The sequence below is a fragment of the Aeribacillus sp. FSL M8-0235 genome (assembly GCF_038000355.1).
GTDB lineage: Bacteria > Bacillota > Bacilli > Bacillales > Aeribacillaceae > Aeribacillus > Aeribacillus composti.
The window spans coordinates 3351544-3369421 of record NZ_JBBOBW010000001.1 but is presented as its reverse complement, the minus strand read 5'-3'; the positions used below and the strand labels follow the sequence as shown (position 1 = coordinate 3369421).

Sequence of the window (17878 nt, the reverse complement as noted above, 5' to 3'; positions counted from 1 at the left end):
ATCAATATTCGGCAAAAGCCCTAAACAATTGTATGGAATCGTTTAGGGCTAGGAATTTTAGGAGGTTTCTGTGTTTGGGCCTGTATTTACAGTGATGTGAAAGGACAGAGGCTGTTCACTTTTTAAATATAGTAAGTAAAATCCTCGGGTATTACCCGCTTTAAGAACTGTTTTGTTCTTTCTTCTTTTGGGTGTGTGAAAATTTCTTTAGGTGATCCTTCTTCTACAATGACTCCGCCATCCATAAAAATCACCCGATTGGCAACATCTTTCGCAAAAGACATTTCATGAGTTACAACCAACATTGTTGTTCCTTCTTTGGCAATTTGCTTCATAACTGTTAAAACTTCACCAACTAATTCCGGATCCAGTGCTGAAGTTGGTTCATCAAATAAAATGATGTCTGGATTTAAAGCAATCGCTCTTGCAATGCCAACCCTTTGCTGCTGCCCGCCCGATAATTCACTAGGGTAAGCATTGTATTTGTGGGACAGTCCTACTTTATCCAATGCTTTTTTTCCAATTTCATTCGCTTTTTCTTTTGGAATCTTCCTGCCAATAATAAGCCCCTCTGTTACATTTTCTAATGCTGTTTTATTATTAAACAGATTGTAATTTTGAAATACAAATGCAGTCTTTTGTCTTATTGCATGAATTTGTTTTCTAGTTGCTTTATGAAGATCAACCTGAATATCCCCAAAAATTGCCTGACCTTGATCTGCTTTTTCAAGAAAATTTATGCATCTTAGCAATGTTGTCTTTCCTGATCCGCTCGGTCCAAGAATGACGACAACATCTCCTTTATCTATTTTTAAATCAACTCCGTTTAAAACTTTGTTTTTCCCAAATGATTTATATACATTTTTAATTTCCAGCATGTTATCCACCTCTTGCCTTCAAGCTTAAGTATGGTAGTTTTATAAATATTCTCCAAAACTACATATCAATATAAAATTCAAAAAATTGCGACACGTTTAGGCTCTTAATATTATTTCATGCAATGGCACCCTATGACTTAATGATGTGCTTTAATAAAATTGACAGTGGCTGTACAAAAATTTGAAAGTGCTGCAGCCAGCGTTTGAGGAATGAGTATTCTAAATGCCTGAACATTTATTAATCCAACTGACTGACTGTGCAGTCATAAGTTATATATGATTTCATTTGCATAAGGATAGGCTCTGTCATATGCAAGCTTTTGAATCACTATCTTTGCAGTGTCAAATGATGAACGAGAGGATGTATTTGATCCACACCCTGTTAGTAGATGAGTAATGCTAAATCTGTACCTGCCGCTTCGTCGTCTGCACCTTTTATCCATTCAAAAATCTGTACCATCTAATTGAGTCGTTTTAAATTTAAATCATACTATTTAGCTAGGTTTAATTTTCTATAATAATAGATCTTAATAATTTGAAAGTCAACAGTTGATTGTACAGATCGGACAAATTGATAAAAAGAAATGAGAGTTACTAGTATTCTGAGCTTGTTTTGAAGTTTCATTGTAGGTGCAGCGAAAATATTATTGTTTGAAGAAATGCTCATATGTATTTTCAATACATTTTTGCCTAGTTGTAAACTCATATAGAATAGCTGGCGAATATTATTTAAAAAAATTATTCAAAAATAATTAATTTCGTTTTACACTCCATTTCGTATTCACACTTTTTAAAAAAGTTCATGTCCAATTTTTACCATTTTTGTATCTGCTCTATATTACTTTTTTATAGAATCTAAACTTATTTTTATGGAGATAACAGCTTCTCCATACATATTTTTATGGAGTTCATATTGCGTTATCGATACATAAAGAAGAAAGTGCTGGTACAAACATTAAATTTTCTTAATAAAGTTTAATCAATGAAAAAGCATTTTTTAAAAATACTCCAAGTCTTCCATTTCATTTTCCCCCTTGGCCTTAACATCACACTACCTCATGTCCGAAAAAAGGGAACTGATCTAATTTGTTTCATCTCCATTTTTTTTCTATTCATTTTGTTAATCGATAGCCTATATTCACATGAGTAATACACTGTCCGAATAATTTTTCAGACATAAGGCGAATCAATCATTCTGATAAATACAAATTATTTTTTTATGAATGAAATTCAATTAAACAAGATTTTTCTATTTTCCTGTAAAAAATTCGACTAAAGTCTTCTAATACGGAGTATCCAACTAAATAAAAAACTACTAAATGAAAAATTTCTATAATTATGGAAAACTGGAAGATTCATAAAAATTTATTGACAATGAGAATCGTTATTAATAAGTGACCGAAAGGGGGAAAGCTATTTAATTCTGGAATATAACAATCTATTAATTAAATTTTAAAGGAGGGTACGGATCAAAAAATGAAAAAAATTTTTTCAGTCGTCTTTTTACTATTTGTAGTTTTTTATGCTTCATTGCCGGCATCGGCGAATAATTCCTTGGCTGATGGAACATATACCATCAACTATAAAGTTTTAAAAGCAGATAATGATTCGGTATCCATGGCCAATGATTATTGGGAAAAGCCTGCAAAACTAATTGTGAAAAATGGCAAATACTTCGTTCAAGTAAGATTAAATCATAGTTCGTGGATTAAAGAATTTAAAGTTTCTAATGTGGATACAAAAGTGATAAGCACAGATACTTCTGCAAATAAAAGAGTTGCGCAATTTGAAGTAGATCAAGTTCCCGACATTGTAACCTCTCAAATACATGTTTATATTCCAGAAGACGAATTTCCTGGAGAGGGTGTTTATGACAGCCATTACACAATAAGACTAAAGTTTGATCAAAATAGTATTAAAGCTGTTAGCTCAGATTCTAATAGTTCAAACGAATTATCTACCTCTGCTTCTACAAAAACAAGCAATGAAAAAAGTAGTCAAAATAAAACAAACAATCAAAATGAAACAGACAAGCAGACAGAAAATAATCCGGAAACTAGTGACAGCACGTCACTTTATGTTTTCATCGGTTTATTTTTATTATCTGCAGCATTTCTAATTTTTAAATTCAAATCTAGATTTAAAGTTTTGTAGAAGGGGAGGTTTCTTGTGAAGAAAAGGATTAGAAAGTTTTTTGCCATTTTTATGGTTTTCCTGCTATTATTGCCGACCGTCAAAATACAGCCTGTTTTTGCTGAATCGGCTTTAGCAGACGGAGAATACACGATTGGCTTTAGGGTCTTGAAAAACGGGACAGAAGATACCTCGACAATGGACGGCTATACCGTGAAGCCGGCCGGCTTAACAGTGCAGAACGGCAAAGCATATGTATCAGTGACATTAAAAAGCAGCGAATGGATTAAAACTTTTCAAGTAGAACGTAATGGTGAATACGTCGATGCGGAGGTTGTATCGACGAATGGAGCAGAAAACACGAGAGTCGTCAAGTTTGAAGTGGATGATTTAACGAAAAAATTGAATGTTCAAACAAGAGTCGCCGTACCAGGCGTATATGATACAGTTCATACGGTTCAATTCCAATTTGATGTAGACAGCATTACACCAGTGCAGGCGGAGCAGCCGGAAGAGGGCGGGCAAGAGCCTGAAAATCCGGATCAAGAAGATGGGGAAGAGCCGAAAGATCCAACTCCTGGAGATACTGAGCCAAATCCGCAGCCGGGAGAAGATGGCAATCAAGATGAACAGCCTGCGGAACAGCTTCAAGACGGCGAATATACGATTGGCTTTAGGGTCTTGAAAAACGGAACAGAAGATACCTCAACAATGGACGGCTATACTGTGAAGCCAGCTGGTTTAACAGTGCAGAACGGCAAAAAATACGTCTCAGTGACGTTAAAAAGCAGCAAACGGATTAAAACATTTCAAGTAGAACGAAACGGTCAATATGTCGATGCGGAGGTTGTATCGACGAATGACGTAGAAGACACAAGAGTCGTCAAGTTTGAAGTGGACGATTTAACGAAAAAACTGAATGTTCAAACAAGAGTTGTTATACCGCAATATGGTTATGATGGATCTTATACGGTTCAAATCCAGTTTGATGTAGACAGCATCAAACCAATGAAGAAGGATCAGCCGGATGAGGATGGACAAAAACCAGAAGATCCTGGGAAAGATCCGGGTACAAATAAGCCTGGAGACAATCCATCGAACAATAACAATCAAAATTCTGGAAATAACAATGGCGGCCAAACAAGAAATGAGTTGGCTGACGGTTTATATACCGTGGAATTTACTGTATTAAAAAATGGTACAGAAGAACCGTCAATGGTCAATGATTATGTTGTCAGCCCGGCACTATTAACTGTAAAAAATGGACAATTAGATGTTGCGTTCACATTGCTAAAAAGCTCATGGATCACGAAATTACAAGTGGAAAGAAACGGCCAATATCAAGATGTGGAAGTGCGAAGCAAAAATGAAAAAGAAGATACAAGAGTAGTAGGTTTCCCGATCGAAGATTTATCTAAAAAAGTGAATGCTAAGATCAAGGTGGATATTCCAGATCTTCAATATCACAATACGTATGATATCCAAATTGCTTTTGATCCAGATAGTGTAAAACCATATGATGGAACAGGCGTTCCAACGAAGAATACGAATTCCACCGATCAAGATCAAAACCAAAATCAGGATCAAAATCAACAAAATAGCAATAGCGATGACGATTCACTAACCTTTAACCGAGATGCAGATCAACAGTCGACAGACGATGACGCTTCCAATAACTCAAATAATTCAACCGTGAATGCCAAAACGGCTGATCTTTCCCAAATTGGTTTGTATTTGGCATTGCTGCTAGGATCTCTTGCCATCATAGTTTGGAAGAATCGCTCAAGGCTCCTTATTCATTTGAAAAAATAACCTGACTGTTGTCTTGATGCGGACATGCGCATCAAGACAACATTTTCTTATTTAAAAAATATGACAACGACTTTTTAGGTCGGTCGAAAGCGGGGAGGCTTTGTTTAAGTGTGTAAACAAAGAAGAATGGGATGGCTGATCCTTTTGATAATGCTGCTGGTTGTCGTCGCCGGTTGTTCTTCATCTGCTGCTGAATCAACGGAACAAAAAAAGCCGAAAAAACAGGATCATCGAGTTGTCTCATTATCTGTTGCCGTTACGGAAATTTTTGATGCGTTAGATATTGATTTAGTTGGAGTCCCCACAAGCAGCAAAAAACTGCCGGAGCGGTATAAGAATGCGAAAAGAGTGGGGTATGCTAAAAATCCTGATATGGAAGTTTTGATGTCTTTAAAACCTACTGATGTATACTCTGTTTCAACTATTCAATATGATTTAGAGCCAGTGTTTGAAAAACATAACGTTCAAGTAGATTTTTTGGATTTAACCAGTCTTCAATCAATGGAAAAGGAAATTCTTGCACTCGGAGAAAAATATGAACGACAAAAACAAGCGAAGAAGATCGTTGATAGATTCGAAAAAAAAGTAAAAGAAATCCAGAAAAAAACTCGTAACTTGGAAAAACCAAATGTTTTAATCTTACTCGGAGTTCCCGGAAGTTACTTAGTGGCAACAGAGCATTCCTATATTGGCGATCTAGTGAAATTGGCGGGTGGAAACAACGTGATTCAAGGAGAGAAAGTGGAGTATTTAGAATCTAACACAGAATATTTATATGAGTCCAATCCCGATGTCATATTAAGGCTTGCTCACGGCATGCCGGAGGAAGTAGTCAAAATGTTCGATGAAGAATTTAAGAAGAACGATATATGGAAGCATTTTGATGCTGTCAAAAATGGCAGGGTGTATGATCTGGAAGAAGAATTGTTCCCGACTACCGCAACCATTCGAGCGGATGAAGCTTTAGATGAATTGGTGAAATATTTGTATCCTGAGTTTCATGAATAAGCGGACAAAAAAGAAAAGGGTGCTGATCCATGAAGAAAACGTGGCTAACTTTTGCAGTAGTGACCACAATGCTGGTTGTTGTCACTTTTTTCTCTATTGTGAACGGAAGCTTGGAAATTGGCGTTGCTGAGTTGATCAGAGGCCTTTTGTTTGGTGGAAATGAAGATGTAGAAGTCATAAAAGATATGAGATTTCCACGGATCATTGTGTCCCTTTTTGCTGGAGCAAATTTGGCGGTATCGGGATTATTATTGCAGGCAGTCATGAGAAATCCTTTGGCGGAAGCTGGGATCATCGGGATTTCTTCAGGAGCCAATTTTGTTGCATTAACTATGATCAGCTTCTTTCCTACGTTGTTTTTTTGGATGCCGCTGTTTGCTTTTCTTGGAGGGATACTTGCCTGTTTTCTTGTCTATTCCTTTTCATGGAAATCAGGACTCAGCCCCCTTCGATTAATTTTAGTTGGGGTGGCAGTCAATGCGGTGTTTACTGCATTATATGAATCCTTTAACTACAGAGGCTATACGACAACCAGTTCTGCGAAAGCTACTGCATCAACATTATCTCAACAAACGTGGGACGATGTTCAAACAATTGTTATATATGGTTCCATCGGTTTAATATTGTCCTTGCTCGTTTATTCTTGGTGCAACATGCTGGCTTTACAAGATAAAACGGCGCGAAATCTGGGGCTTCACGTGACAAGAGCTCGGGTTATTATATCTGCGATTGCAGTTTATTTGGCAAGCGTCACAACCGCAACTGTTGGGGTCATTGCATTTGTCGGTTTGCTAATTCCCCATATTGGACGGCTATTAGTCGGTTCAGATTATAAAATATTAACACCATTCTCCATTTTATCAGGAGCTTTGCTTATTTTAACGGCCGACACAATCGGAAGGGTGTTTTTAGCGCCGACGGAACTTCCTGCATCCATTATTATGTCATTAATCGGCGGTCCCTTTTTGATTATATTGATTAGAAGGAGTGATCGCATCTATGGAGGTTAAAAATGTTTCATTTTCATATAATCAAAAAGAGGATCAGTTAAAATCAATTAACCTTGCTGTTGAACCTGGTAAAATTACGACGATTATCGGTCCGAATGGATGCGGAAAGTCCACATTATTAGAAGTTATGTCTAGCCACAATGCACCGCAAAAAGGCCAGATTATTTTGGACGGAAAATTGATTCAACAATATAAGCCGAAGGAATTGGCGAAGAAACTATCGGTTGTTCATCAAAAAAATGAAATTCCTTTTGATATCAATGTCGAGAACCTGGTGAGCTACGGCCGCATGCCGTATAAAAGATTTTTTCATCATCATAACTCAGAAGAGGATGAAGAAGTGATTGATTGGGCGCTTTCCATTACCAATTTGCAATCAAAACGAAAAGAAAAAGTAGAACAGCTGTCTGGGGGAGAAAGACAGCGAGTTTGGATAGCGATGGCATTGGCGCAAAAAACTCCTATTTTGTTTTTGGATGAACCGACAACATATTTGGATGTTTATTATCAATTCGAAATTTTAGAGCTCATCAAGAAGTTAAACAGGGAGTATAACATTACGATTGTGATGGTGCTGCATGATATGAATCAAGCCATTCGTTATAGTGATTGGATTATTGTGATGAAAAACGGCGAAATTGTGACGGAAGGTTCTCCAAAAGAAGTGATCACGGAAGGAATGATTGAAAGCATTTATGGGGTAAGAGCCATAGTCAATCATAATGATCAAAGCGGATTTTATGTTGTGCCAATGGGAGTTGCTAGAAGGAATGACAATGCGACATGAATGATCGGGGATTGAGAAAGATCATTGGGAAACTCGTTAGCATTGTTTGCATTGGGATTTTGTTTTTTTCAGCGTATCAAATTATAAGTATCCTTTACGATTACTATACAAACCGGCAAGTTTTAGCTGAAATTCAAGAGGTTTATCAAGAAAATCGTACCGAGAGAACTTCTCACGAAGGCAAGGACTTTGAAAGAATTCGTTCGTCTTTTATTGAATTGCAGCGCATTAACCAAGATATTGTTGGTTGGATTGAAATTCCCGACACATACATTTCGTATCCGATTCTTCAAGCGGAAAACAATGAGTTTTATTTAACAAGAAATTATAAAAAAGAGAAATCAAGGGCTGGAAGCATTTTTATGGATTATCGAAATGATGTGAAAGGCCTAAATCAAAATGTTATCCTTTACGGACATCGTATGAAAGATGACACGATGTTTGGACAATTAGATAAATATCTGGATGAATCGTTTTTCCAGCATCACCGCACCATTTATTTTGATACGTTATATGAAAGCTACGATGCTGAAATCTTTTCAGTATATAAAACGACTACAGATTTTTATTATATCGATACTGAATTTTCCTCTGATGACGAATTTTTATCATTTGTCAATCAGTTAAAAGATCGTTCCATTTATAAGACCGATATTGATATCGAACCGAATGATCAAATTTTAACTTTATCTACTTGTGATTACACGTTTCCTGGAGGAGAAGGGAGACTTGTCATACATGCAAAATTAAAGGAGAACAAGTAAATGGTAGAAAATTTCGAAAATAACAATTGACAATGATAATCATTTTTAATTAAAATGGTAAAGGAGGGATACTTTTGAAAACAAAACTTTTCCAATTCACCCTCACGTTTTTCTTATTGCTCTTATTTACCGGATGCGGGGTAAAAGGAACTGAATCAACAGGAGGGACAAAAGTAACAGAAAGCAAAGTGAAAGTGACCGATGCATCAGGTCGTGAAGTTGCTTTTGACACTCATCCGAAAAAATTTGCTTCATTAACGATCGGTGATATGGATATCATTCATCAATTAGGAGGGGAAATTGTCGGCAGGCCTAGTACGAAGGTAGAGATACCGGAAGAATTAGAAAAAGTAGAAGAAATCGGAAATACACACCAGCCGAATATAGAGAAGATCGTAAGTTTGAAGCCAGATGTGTTAATTGCCAATGTTGGTTTTGATAAAAACATCCCCGCATTGGAGAATCAAGGAATACAAACTCTCATGACGGAAGCGAATTCCATTGAAGATATAAAGAAAAACATCGAAACATATGGAACTCTTCTCGGTAAAGAATCGAAAGCTCAAGAGCTGATTAAACAAATCGAGCAAGTCGTTGAGAAGCAAACGGAAGCTTCCGAAGCTCAAGCATTGCTTGTTTATGGAGCACCTGGATCATTTTTAGCAGCTCTCCCAACGTCATTGGCAGGAGATATTTTAGAAAAATCGGGCGGAATTAATGTAGCATCGAACTTTCCAAAGTTAAAAGAATATCCGCAATACGCTCAATTAGCGGTAGAACGTGTGGTGGAAGCTGATCCAGATATCATTTACTTAATCACACACGGTGATCCTAGCGGGGTAGAAAAAGCATTTAAACAAGAAATGGAAAAAAATGCAGCTTGGAAAAACTTAGATGCAGTAAAAAAAGGAAACATTGTGGTGCTGCCATCGAATTTGTTTGGCACTAATCCGGGGACAAAGATCACAGAAGCAGTGGAATATATGCGTCAAAGCTTGAAAGATATAGGAAAGGATTCATGATGAATCGAAAGAAACGAATATGGCTTATCATCATTCTGATCATCTTATTGTTTCTAAGCGTATTCTATAGCCTGACAGCAGGCAGTATCTCTATTTCATTTAAGGAATTTTTTGCGGATATGGGCGATAAGGAATCGTTAGTGTACCGTGTTGTTTGGGATTTGCGGCTCCCAAGGATTCTCGTTGGGCTGCTTGTCGGCATGTGTTTAGCGGTTTCGGGTGCTATCTTACAAGGTGTAATGAAAAACCCGCTTGCGGATCCCGGTATTATTGGCGTGACGTCTGGGGCAGGACTGGCAGCGACGGTGATCATGGTGCTGTATCCCGATCAACTGCACATTTTGCCTTTAGCAGCCTTTCTTGGCGCTTTTCTTACGGCTATGCTCATTTATTTGCTAGCTTGGCAAGATGGAACTTCCATTGTTCGAATTATGCTGGTCGGGATTTCAATCAACGCCTTTTTAGGTGCGATCATGTCATGTATTATGATTTTACATAGCGACAAAGTTCAAGCGGTTCTGCCGTGGCTAAATGGCGGGATTAGCGGCGTAAGCTGGGTGCATGTAGAGATGATTGTTTATTATGCCATTTTTGCACTGGTATTAGCGTTTTTTTCCATCAAACATATCCGCATGCTGATGCTGGGGGATGAGGTGGCCACTTTATTAGGCCATCAAGTGGAAAGAAGCAGATTTTTCTTAATTTTTGTCAGTGCTCTTTTAGCTGGAATAGCCGTCAGTGTTGCTGGACTGGTAGGATTTGTAGGTCTTATCGTTCCGCATATCATTCGATTGCTCATCGGAAACGATTATCGTTATTTGCTGCCATTATCCTGTGTAGGCGGCGGCATACTCGTTGTGTTCGCAGATGCTGCGGCAAGAAGCTGGTTTGATCCTATTGAACTGCCGGTAGGGATCCTGCTGTCTTTTCTAGGCGGTCCGTTTTTCCTATATTTGGTCTTTAAAGGGGGAGTGAAGCATGCTCACCGTTAAAGATCTGACTTACCACCATTCCAAACGATTCGGCATCAACGAAATGAATCTGGAATTGCCAAAGGGTGAAGTGATTAGTATTATCGGGCCTAATGGATCAGGAAAATCCACCTTGCTGCGGCTCATCGCTGCCTTATTACAGCCCCAAAATGGCGAGATCATTCTCGATGGAAAAAATATCGTTTCTGCGAATCGAAAAGATATCGCAAAACAATTAACTATGCTGCCGCAAACACATGATGTTACGCTCGATTTTACCGTACGTGAATTAGTAGAGTTCGGCAGGAACCCTTATAAACGCAAATTTGCCCCATTCAGTCAAGAAGATAAAGAAATCGTTGATTGGGCGTTAGCTCTTGCCAATGTGAAACAATATGAACATCAACACTTGTCCTCCTTATCAGGAGGCGAGAGGCAAAGAGCGTGGATTGCGATGGTTCTTGCCCAGAGTACTGAATATTTATTATTGGATGAACCGACCACGTTTTTAGATATTGTACATCAATTGGAAATTTTGGAGGTTGTCCAAACGATCAATCAACAGTATAACAGGACGGTCATCATGATTCTTCACGATCTGAATCAAGCCGCACAGTATAGTGACCGCTTAATCGTGATGAAAGACGGGACGATTTATCAACAAGGCAGTCCAGAGGAAGTATTTTCGGAAAAAATGTTTGAAGAGGTATTTGGTATTTCTGTCTCCATCCATGATATGGATGGAAAACCAATGTTTATTCCAAAACGATTCAAAAGAAAGGGGAAAAAAGAATGTACATCGTTACCAATTCCATTCGCGTGAAAAAAGGATATTCCGGAAAGTTAGTGGAGCGTTTTAAAATTAGAAAGGGAATTGAGAAATTTCCTGGGTTCATTCGTTTAGATCTCTTAGTAACAGACGGATTAAAAGATTATGACGAAGTTCGTGTATACACAACATGGGAGAACAAAGAAAGCTTCGAAGGTTGGTTCCACAGCGATGTGTTCCAAAAAGCGCATGAAAATCGAAAACAACATGACTATGTTATTGGAAATCAAGTGTCCTTCCATGAGCTAGCATATTCCTATGTAAAAGAAGATGAGCGTGCTGTCGAAAATTTATAAATAAAAGATGGCAGAGCGATTTTTGTGAAGAAAGTTACAAAAATTGATTGGAAAAAGAATAGATATCCGAATTGCGGCCTTTTCCAAATGAATTGCGGGAAAAGGTCGTTTATTTTTTTCAGCAAAAACAAAAAATGTAGCACGGGGCTGTCCAGAAAGTCAAATCCCTATTGAAAACCAAAAATCATTAACATCGATATTTCATAAAAGGGGGGCCGTCAATAAGCCGAAAAAACGACTTATTAGACAGCCCCAATCAAGAAAATAGTTAGTTAAAACCGCAAACACTCCGGCTTGGACAGCGGAACAGCTGTTAGAAACAAGAAAATAGGTAGTTAAAGGCAGTTGCTAAAACAAAATTTGTATAAAAAATGATTGCAAAAGATTTTTCAATATCCTTTGTAATCAAAACTTTACTTCGTTTTTTCACTCTTTTTCAGCAGGAATTTCTTTGCCGTTCAATATTAGTTTGAACGTAACGTCACCCTTTAAAGATGCAGAAACCGCACAATATTTTTGTTTGCCTAATTGGATGGCGCGCCAAACTTTTTTCGGCGTTATATCCCCATTTACTGTAAATGTGATGGTATAAGCGGTGAAAGAAGAGGGCAATTCTTCGCGACGCGTGCCGTCGACTGTAATATCAATTGCCTCAATATGATCTAATTCATGTCTTAAAATCATCGTTACATCAATTCCAATGCAGCCGGCAAGAGCCGCTAGGAGCATTTCTGTTGGGGTTGCGGCACTTCCTTCTCCACCGTAGTTTTCCGTGGCATCCATTGCCATTTTGTATCCGGATGGACCGACTGCTTCAAAAGCACGGCCGCCCTGCCATGTTGCTTTAATTTGCATATTGTTCAATTCCTCTCTTTTAAAACTCTGTAACTTGTTGCAAAAATTTTTGTGCCCGCGCTGTTTGCGGATGTTCAAAAAATGCTGCTGGCTTCGCATCTTCTACGATAACGCCGTCTGCCATAAATAAAATGCGGTCAGCGGCACTCCGGGCAAATTTCATCTCATGCGTTACAATAATCATCGTCATGCCGTCTTCTGCTAATTCTTTCATTACTTTTAATACTTCTCCTACAAGCTCCGGATCAAGTGCAGAAGTCGGTTCATCGAATAGCATCAACTTCGGTTCCATCGCAAGAGCTCTTGCGATCGCTACACGCTGTTGCTGCCCGCCTGACAGCTGAGACGGATAAGCATCTTCTTTTGCTGCAAGCCCGACTTTTTCTAACAAATTGGCTGCGATGCTGTATGCTTTTTCCTTCGGCATTTTTTTCACTACTAATAAAGCTTCCATTACATTTTGGACGGCCGTTTTATGCGGGTATAAATTAAATTGTTGAAACACCATCCCTGTTTTTCGACGAATGGCATAAATTTCTTTTTGTTGTGCTTTTTTTGAAGCATTTGCATCAATCACGTGACCGTCGACTGTAATGGTGCCGCCTGTAATTGTTTCAAGTCCGTTGATGCATCTTAAAAACGTACTTTTTCCTGAACCGCTTGGACCAATGACTGCCACTACTTGATGGGCTGGAATGGATAATGAAATATTTTTTAATATTTCATGCGGTCCAAAATTTTTCTGTAAATTTTTAATCTCTATCATGCTGTCACCACCTTAATAAACAGACAGCCGTTTTTCGATTTTATTTAATAAAAATGTAAAGAATGTACTCATAATCCAATACATCGCTGCAATGGCTAAATAAAACGGCATGTAAACATAATATTGCGCCACTAATAATTGAGCAGAGCGCATTAATTCTGTGACCGCAATAACGGATACGAGCGATGTTTCTTTTAACATTCCGACAAATGTATTACCAAGTGGGGGGATAGCGTAGCGAATCGCTTGAGGGATGATAATTCGGCGCATCGCCTGGCGTTCCGTCATACCAGTTGCGAGCGCTGCTTCTGTTTGCCCTTTTGGTATGGATTGAATCGCACCGCGAAACGCTTCTGAAACATAAGCGCCGATGTTAATACTTAGTGCAATATACGCAGCAGTTAATGGGCCTAATTCAATCCCATAATCAACTAAGCCATAATAAACGATGACGATTTGCACCAATGCCGGTGTCCCCCGAATGATGGACACATAGGCTCTTGCTATACCACGCAGAATGCGATTGCCCTTAAGCCGGGCAATCGCAATGATTAAACCAATGATTAAACCGAAGAACATGGAAACTACAGTAATGAGTAATGTATAATATGCCCCTTTTAACAAAAAAGGCAAGTTTTCAATGACTAAGTCCATTTTGGCAACCTACTTTCATCATTCTTCGGTCGGCTCTTCGTCAAACCATTTTACATAAATTTCTTTATATGTTCCGTCTTCTTTCATTTCTTTCAATGCTTTATTTAAAGCATCCACCAATTCTTTATTGCCTTTTTTCACAGCAACGCCAGCTTGGTCCTCCTTAATTGGATCGCCGACGGCTTTAATTTTATAGCCGTTTTCTTCAATGACTGGTTTTAATGCATAGACATTGTTGATCGTTGCATCAATTCTGCCAGCATCCAAGTCTTTTAATGTTGTAATCACGTCATCATATGTGTTGATTTTAAAATCGCCCACTTTTGGCAATAATTCATTTCGCAAATATGCTTCATCATTCGTACCAAGTCCAACTCCGATTGTTTTTCCTTTAAAATCATTAACAGATTTGATGTCATTATTGTCTTCCCGAACGATCACTTTGACTTTATTTGTAATATATGGTTCTGTAAAATCGATTTGTTTTTTCCGTTCATCTGTGATTGTCACTTGGCTTACTAAAATATCAAATTTACCTTTTTGAAGCCCAGGAATTAAACCAGAAAATTCTTGTGCAACAAAATTTGCTTTAACTCCTAGACGTTTTGCCAATTCTTTCGCAATGTCAACGTCAAAGCCGTCGTATTCTTTGTTTTCATTCATAAAATTATAAGGTGCATAAGTACCCATAATGCCGACAGTGATTTCGCCTTTATCTTTGATTTCCTGTAATGCGTTTTTCTCTTGATCTTGAGTTTGTTTTTCTTTTTGATCATTGTTATTGCCGCATGCTGAAAGTATTAGAGCTGCTATTGCAATGAGTGAAATGAACCATCTTATTTTTTTCATGTTTATCCTCCTTCATTAGACACCAAAGATTCCAAAAAATTCAAAGTGTACAGTTTCTTCAATGAGCTGTTGAAGTGTTTTTTGCTGTAATGCATCTTTTGATGATGGCGATTGAAATAGCCATCTGGCTAAAACTCCTTCCAGGAGGCTCATGATGAATACTGCCAGTAATTTTGGATCTACTTCACGCGAGATCATTTTCAGTTCTTTGGCCTGTGCAATATTTTCCGCAAAAGCTGTTTCCATGTCTGCTTTAATCTCTTCCACTTTTTCTTGTATCTTTGGCTGAGAATGAATGCCTTTTAGCAATATGTTCATGAAATACTTATTGTTTTCAGCGAAATGAAAAATACGTTCAAACATTTGTGTCGTGGAAGCAACGGAATCTTGCAAGTCCACTTTTTTTGTGCGGTACCCTAGTTTGATTGCATCTAAAAGTTGGGCACGACCTATTTCCAGCATCTCAAGCGCGATCGCTTCTTTGCTTTTAAAATACCAATAAAATGTCCCTTGGGACACATTGCCTTTTGCGACGATATCTGAGACTTTCGTTTTTTCATAGCCAACTGTCGCAAATAATTCTAATGCAATTTGCAATAATTGCTGTTTTCTTTCCTGTCTTCGAGCTTCTGCCTGCACTATACCCCCCCTGACTGACTAATTAGTCAATTAAATCCTATAAGATTACTATAAATTAGTCAACACTTTTGCTTCATTTTTTTAAAAAGCATGCTGCAAATTTAGAAATGGTTCGGCTGAAAAGAATAACAGAGCGAATCACCGTTATTTTATGGAAATCTGCATTACGTTATTCGTCCCGCTTTCACACACAGTCCTCTGTGTTCGTTCATGAACAGAGCAAGAGAAGAAATCAAAGAAACAATGCTTTTCATGTGGAAAAAATGAATCCTCCGATGTCTGCAGCTGTTTTGCTGTTAACGAGATCAACTATCAACGTTTTCTTCATTATTTTCAACTGTATATCCCAGCAATTGATTTAGCTGACTTAGGAAATCAGTGAAAAAGGAAATAAAGATGGATTCATTGTAACTTTTCCCCTTTAGGATTTTATTAGCAAAAAACAATGACGCCGTTTGCGAGCACTGATCCTTCTGCAAAGAGCCTTGCTTGTATGCGCGAAAAAAGAGCAGGAATGAGGATAAAATTTTGACACGTAATCAAGTTGTCTTGCATTTAGTTGTGGATAAAGCCAATTCACTTATATTTTCAAAATGATCCTATCTTCTTTAAGTTTTCCTTCAAAAATATCTTCCTCAATTTCTGCTCGACGGTTTTTTATGAAATGTCCTTGCCTTTGTTCACCTAACGTGTGCTAAAGATACCTTTACTATGAAAAGCCGATGGCAAGAGCATCTTCTGTGGTTGAAGCGATCACACTCTGTTCTAATAGACCTAATTTCAAAAGTTTTATAAATTTTCCATACAGATTGTCTATAGGATTAATTTACTATGGTAAAATATTACACGTAAATGTTGTTAGGTATTTTGGAGGTATCATTATGTCGAAAATTGTCAATGCTTTTCGAATGCTCCTTTTATTGAAATCACGAGGACGAATGCAAATTAAAGAATTAGCAGAAGAACTTGAATTAAGTGAAAGGGTTATTCGAGTTTATCGAGATCAATTAGAAATGGCTGGATTTCATATTCAGACAGCTAGGGGAAGATATGGAGGTTATGTTCTGCCGAAAAGCAATATTTTTGAATACTTGTCGCTTTCACCAAAAGAATTAGAAGCATTAGTAAAGGCAAGTGAATATTTAAAAAATCATCCTACCTTTTTGCAATTCGATGATTTTGAAAGTGCCGTCATGAAGATTCAAAGTATTTCCAAACAGCAGATTCAGTCTTCGTCTGAATGGAAGCCAATTATTTTAGAGGAAAAAGCAAATGTCGATTGGAATCATGAAAAAGATAAGTATGAACAATTAAATTTTGCAATCGCGGCTCGCAGAAAAGTGAAGATTGTTTATGAGGCTTTAAATTCAGACCGCACTGAACGCATCATTCATCCTTACAAACTGATTCCGTATAAAAAATTTTGGTATTGCATTGCTTATTGTGAGCTGAGAAATGATTATCGTGATTTTAAATTAACTAGAATTCAAGATTATCAAATATATGAAGAAAGGTTTCAGCGTGATGAATCATTTCGGCTCGAAGACTATATAGGTAAAACGAGTATTTATGCTGATACCTATTTTGTTGAATTGCATGTAAAACCACCATTTTCCAAGATTTTAAGTGAAAAGATCTATTCAGAGGATCAAGAAATAGAGCAACAACAAGATGGATCCATCATTTTTCGGGCGACGATGTCCGGGTTGCCGGAATTAACTAGTTTTGTATTAAGCATGGGATCTGCAGTTCAGGTGCTCGGTCCGAATGAACTTCGCCAAAGCGTCGAGGAAGAAGTAGAAAAAATGTCAAAAAATTTTTTAAACTGACATATTAAGTTCCGGAATAGATGATAGGATGATGATAGAAAAGCTTGGAGGGAAAAGAAATGAGACTTCGATGCCAATTTGAGGTTGAAAGGCTACCCGTTGCCTATCGTATGATGTTTGTCAGTCTGATCAAGGAGAGCATAAAACGGTCAGCTCCGACATTGTATGAATCTTTGTATTTTTTTAACGGAAAACCTAGTAAGAACAGCAAACATTTTAGCACTGCATTATTTTTACCAAAGTATAAACTTATCGATGATGAATTCCATATCGAAGGCAAGATATCATTCTTGATCAGTACGCCTGACTATGAATTTTTTCTTCACCTTTATAATGGGTTGCAGCACATACAAGAGTTTACTTATCAAACGTATACACTTCATCGGGGAAAAATTACACTTTTAGAAGAAAAACAAATAGATCAAATCCCTGTTTATTTTAAAACACTTTCTCCCATTTATATTCGTGATGCTCATAACAGATCAATCGCGCCAGATGATCCTGCATTCGAGCGTGAGCTGAATTATATTGCTAATCTCCTATTGAAAAATTTTCGTGGGCACGGACTTAAACAGCCATTGCAAGTCTTAGAAAATCAACTAAAGAAAACTGTAGTTAAAGAAAAAATCAGAGAATTTGACCACGGGTATCTTTACTTCACTGCATATAAAGGAAATTTTTGTCTAAATGGAGACATCGATGATTTACGCTTGCTTTCCCAGCTTGGAATTGGATTTCGCAGGAATCAATCGTTCGGCATGGTGGAGGTGATATAA

18 protein-coding genes are annotated in these 17878 nt (G+C 37.7%); 12 read left to right on the top strand and 6 right to left on the bottom strand.

Annotated features, from left to right (window positions below; genetic code table 11):
• Positions 1-122 precede the first annotated feature (122 nt).
• On the bottom strand, positions 123-878 hold the full coding sequence (locus tag NSQ71_RS16445; protein ID WP_340734254.1) for an amino acid ABC transporter ATP-binding protein: 756 nt from the start codon (positions 876-878) through the stop codon (positions 123-125).
• Between the two features lie 1476 nt (positions 879-2354).
• Between NSQ71_RS16445 and isdC the strand changes: the two genes are divergently transcribed.
• The 10 genes from isdC to NSQ71_RS16395 all read left to right on the top strand — a co-directional run bounded on the left by isdC (position 2355) and on the right by NSQ71_RS16395 (position 11510).
• A complete protein-coding gene (gene isdC / locus NSQ71_RS16440) occupies positions 2355-3032 on the top strand; it encodes a heme uptake protein IsdC (protein WP_339210445.1) in 678 nt (225 codons plus the stop codon).
• A gap of 15 nt (positions 3033-3047) precedes the next feature.
• Positions 3048-4823 (top strand): NEAT domain-containing protein, encoded by a 1776-nt coding sequence (locus NSQ71_RS16435; protein WP_340734253.1) that lies wholly within the window; start codon positions 3048-3050, stop codon positions 4821-4823.
• Positions 4824-4949: 126 nt separating this feature from the next.
• Entirely contained in the window at positions 4950-5831 is an 882-nt protein-coding gene (isdE, locus tag NSQ71_RS16430; RefSeq protein ID WP_063387711.1) for a heme ABC transporter substrate-binding protein IsdE, read from the top strand.
• A gap of 29 nt (positions 5832-5860) precedes the next feature.
• On the top strand, positions 5861-6841 hold the full coding sequence (locus NSQ71_RS16425; RefSeq protein WP_063387712.1) for a FecCD family ABC transporter permease: 981 nt from the start codon (positions 5861-5863) through the stop codon (positions 6839-6841).
• Positions 6831-7628, top strand: a complete 798-nt coding sequence (locus tag NSQ71_RS16420) for an ABC transporter ATP-binding protein (protein WP_130157533.1) — start codon at positions 6831-6833, stop codon at positions 7626-7628. Before NSQ71_RS16425 ends, NSQ71_RS16420 begins: the two co-directional genes overlap by 11 nt.
• Entirely contained in the window at positions 7625-8392 is a 768-nt protein-coding gene (gene srtB / locus NSQ71_RS16415) for a class B sortase (RefSeq protein ID WP_063387714.1), read from the top strand. Before NSQ71_RS16420 ends, srtB begins: the two co-directional genes overlap by 4 nt.
• 74 nt (positions 8393-8466) lie before the next feature.
• The gene (locus NSQ71_RS16410) at positions 8467-9414 is read left to right on the top strand and encodes an ABC transporter substrate-binding protein (protein WP_339197617.1); all 948 of its coding nucleotides are present in this window, start codon (positions 8467-8469) and stop codon (positions 9412-9414) included.
• A complete protein-coding gene (locus NSQ71_RS16405; RefSeq protein WP_339197614.1) occupies positions 9411-10406 on the top strand; it encodes a FecCD family ABC transporter permease in 996 nt (331 codons plus the stop codon). The genes NSQ71_RS16410 and NSQ71_RS16405 overlap by 4 nt, the downstream gene beginning before the upstream one ends.
• Positions 10393-11208: an ABC transporter ATP-binding protein gene (locus NSQ71_RS16400; protein WP_130157530.1), complete on the top strand. Its 816-nt coding sequence runs from the start codon at positions 10393-10395 to the stop codon at positions 11206-11208. Before NSQ71_RS16405 ends, NSQ71_RS16400 begins: the two co-directional genes overlap by 14 nt.
• Positions 11178-11510, top strand: a complete 333-nt coding sequence (locus NSQ71_RS16395; RefSeq protein ID WP_063387718.1) for an antibiotic biosynthesis monooxygenase — start codon at positions 11178-11180, stop codon at positions 11508-11510. The genes NSQ71_RS16400 and NSQ71_RS16395 overlap by 31 nt, the downstream gene beginning before the upstream one ends.
• A 426-nt stretch (positions 11511-11936) precedes the next feature.
• Here NSQ71_RS16395 and NSQ71_RS16390 read toward each other — a convergent pair whose 3' ends face one another.
• From NSQ71_RS16390 to NSQ71_RS16370, 5 genes are read right to left on the bottom strand one after another with little or no spacing between them, the layout of a single operon-like run.
• Positions 11937-12365 carry an OsmC family protein gene (locus NSQ71_RS16390; RefSeq protein ID WP_063387719.1) on the bottom strand — a complete coding sequence of 143 codons (429 nt, stop codon included), beginning with the start codon at positions 12363-12365 and terminating at the stop codon, positions 11937-11939.
• Positions 12366-12384: 19 nt separating this feature from the next.
• Positions 12385-13131, bottom strand: a complete 747-nt coding sequence (locus NSQ71_RS16385) for an amino acid ABC transporter ATP-binding protein (protein WP_340734252.1) — start codon at positions 13129-13131, stop codon at positions 12385-12387.
• 12 nt (positions 13132-13143) lie between these two features.
• Positions 13144-13785: an amino acid ABC transporter permease gene (locus NSQ71_RS16380; protein WP_063387721.1), complete on the bottom strand. Its 642-nt coding sequence runs from the start codon at positions 13783-13785 to the stop codon at positions 13144-13146.
• Positions 13786-13803: 18 nt separating this feature from the next.
• Positions 13804-14634, bottom strand: coding sequence for a substrate-binding periplasmic protein (locus tag NSQ71_RS16375; protein ID WP_063387722.1), 831 nt, complete (start codon positions 14632-14634; stop codon positions 13804-13806).
• Between the two features lie 15 nt (positions 14635-14649).
• The gene (locus NSQ71_RS16370) at positions 14650-15273 is read right to left on the bottom strand and encodes a TetR/AcrR family transcriptional regulator (protein ID WP_232515597.1); all 624 of its coding nucleotides are present in this window, start codon (positions 15271-15273) and stop codon (positions 14650-14652) included.
• A gap of 881 nt (positions 15274-16154) precedes the next feature.
• Between NSQ71_RS16370 and NSQ71_RS16365 the strand changes: the two genes are divergently transcribed.
• Positions 16155-17102, top strand: coding sequence for a helix-turn-helix transcriptional regulator (locus NSQ71_RS16365; protein WP_340734251.1), 948 nt, complete (start codon positions 16155-16157; stop codon positions 17100-17102).
• A 59-nt stretch (positions 17103-17161) separates the two neighbouring features.
• Complete coding sequence (cas6, locus tag NSQ71_RS16360) at positions 17162-17878, top strand: CRISPR-associated endoribonuclease Cas6 (protein WP_340734250.1); 717 nt, start codon at positions 17162-17164, stop codon at positions 17876-17878.

Excerpts from the sequence above, each read along its gene's own strand:
- NSQ71_RS16445 (WP_340734254.1), bottom strand. The coding sequence starts at position 878 with ATGCTGGAAATTAAAAATGTATATAAATCATTTGGGAAAAACAAAGTT.
- isdC (WP_339210445.1), top strand. The coding sequence starts at position 2,355 with ATGAAAAAAATTTTTTCAGTCGTCTTTTTACTATTTGTAGTTTTTTAT.
- isdE (WP_063387711.1), top strand. The coding sequence starts at position 4,950 with ATGGGATGGCTGATCCTTTTGATAATGCTGCTGGTTGTCGTCGCCGGT.
- NSQ71_RS16425 (WP_063387712.1), top strand. The coding sequence starts at position 5,861 with ATGAAGAAAACGTGGCTAACTTTTGCAGTAGTGACCACAATGCTGGTT.
- NSQ71_RS16420 (WP_130157533.1), top strand. The coding sequence starts at position 6,831 with ATGGAGGTTAAAAATGTTTCATTTTCATATAATCAAAAAGAGGATCAG.
- srtB (WP_063387714.1), top strand. The coding sequence starts at position 7,625 with ATGAATGATCGGGGATTGAGAAAGATCATTGGGAAACTCGTTAGCATT.
- NSQ71_RS16405 (WP_339197614.1), top strand. The coding sequence starts at position 9,411 with ATGATGAATCGAAAGAAACGAATATGGCTTATCATCATTCTGATCATC.
- NSQ71_RS16400 (WP_130157530.1), top strand. The coding sequence starts at position 10,393 with ATGCTCACCGTTAAAGATCTGACTTACCACCATTCCAAACGATTCGGC.
- NSQ71_RS16395 (WP_063387718.1), top strand. The coding sequence starts at position 11,178 with ATGTACATCGTTACCAATTCCATTCGCGTGAAAAAAGGATATTCCGGA.
- NSQ71_RS16390 (WP_063387719.1), bottom strand. The coding sequence starts at position 12,365 with ATGCAAATTAAAGCAACATGGCAGGGCGGCCGTGCTTTTGAAGCAGTC.
- NSQ71_RS16385 (WP_340734252.1), bottom strand. The coding sequence starts at position 13,131 with ATGATAGAGATTAAAAATTTACAGAAAAATTTTGGACCGCATGAAATA.
- NSQ71_RS16380 (WP_063387721.1), bottom strand. The coding sequence starts at position 13,785 with ATGGACTTAGTCATTGAAAACTTGCCTTTTTTGTTAAAAGGGGCATAT.
- NSQ71_RS16375 (WP_063387722.1), bottom strand. The coding sequence starts at position 14,634 with ATGAAAAAAATAAGATGGTTCATTTCACTCATTGCAATAGCAGCTCTA.
- NSQ71_RS16365 (WP_340734251.1), top strand. The coding sequence starts at position 16,155 with ATGTCGAAAATTGTCAATGCTTTTCGAATGCTCCTTTTATTGAAATCA.
- cas6 (WP_340734250.1), top strand. The coding sequence starts at position 17,162 with ATGAGACTTCGATGCCAATTTGAGGTTGAAAGGCTACCCGTTGCCTAT.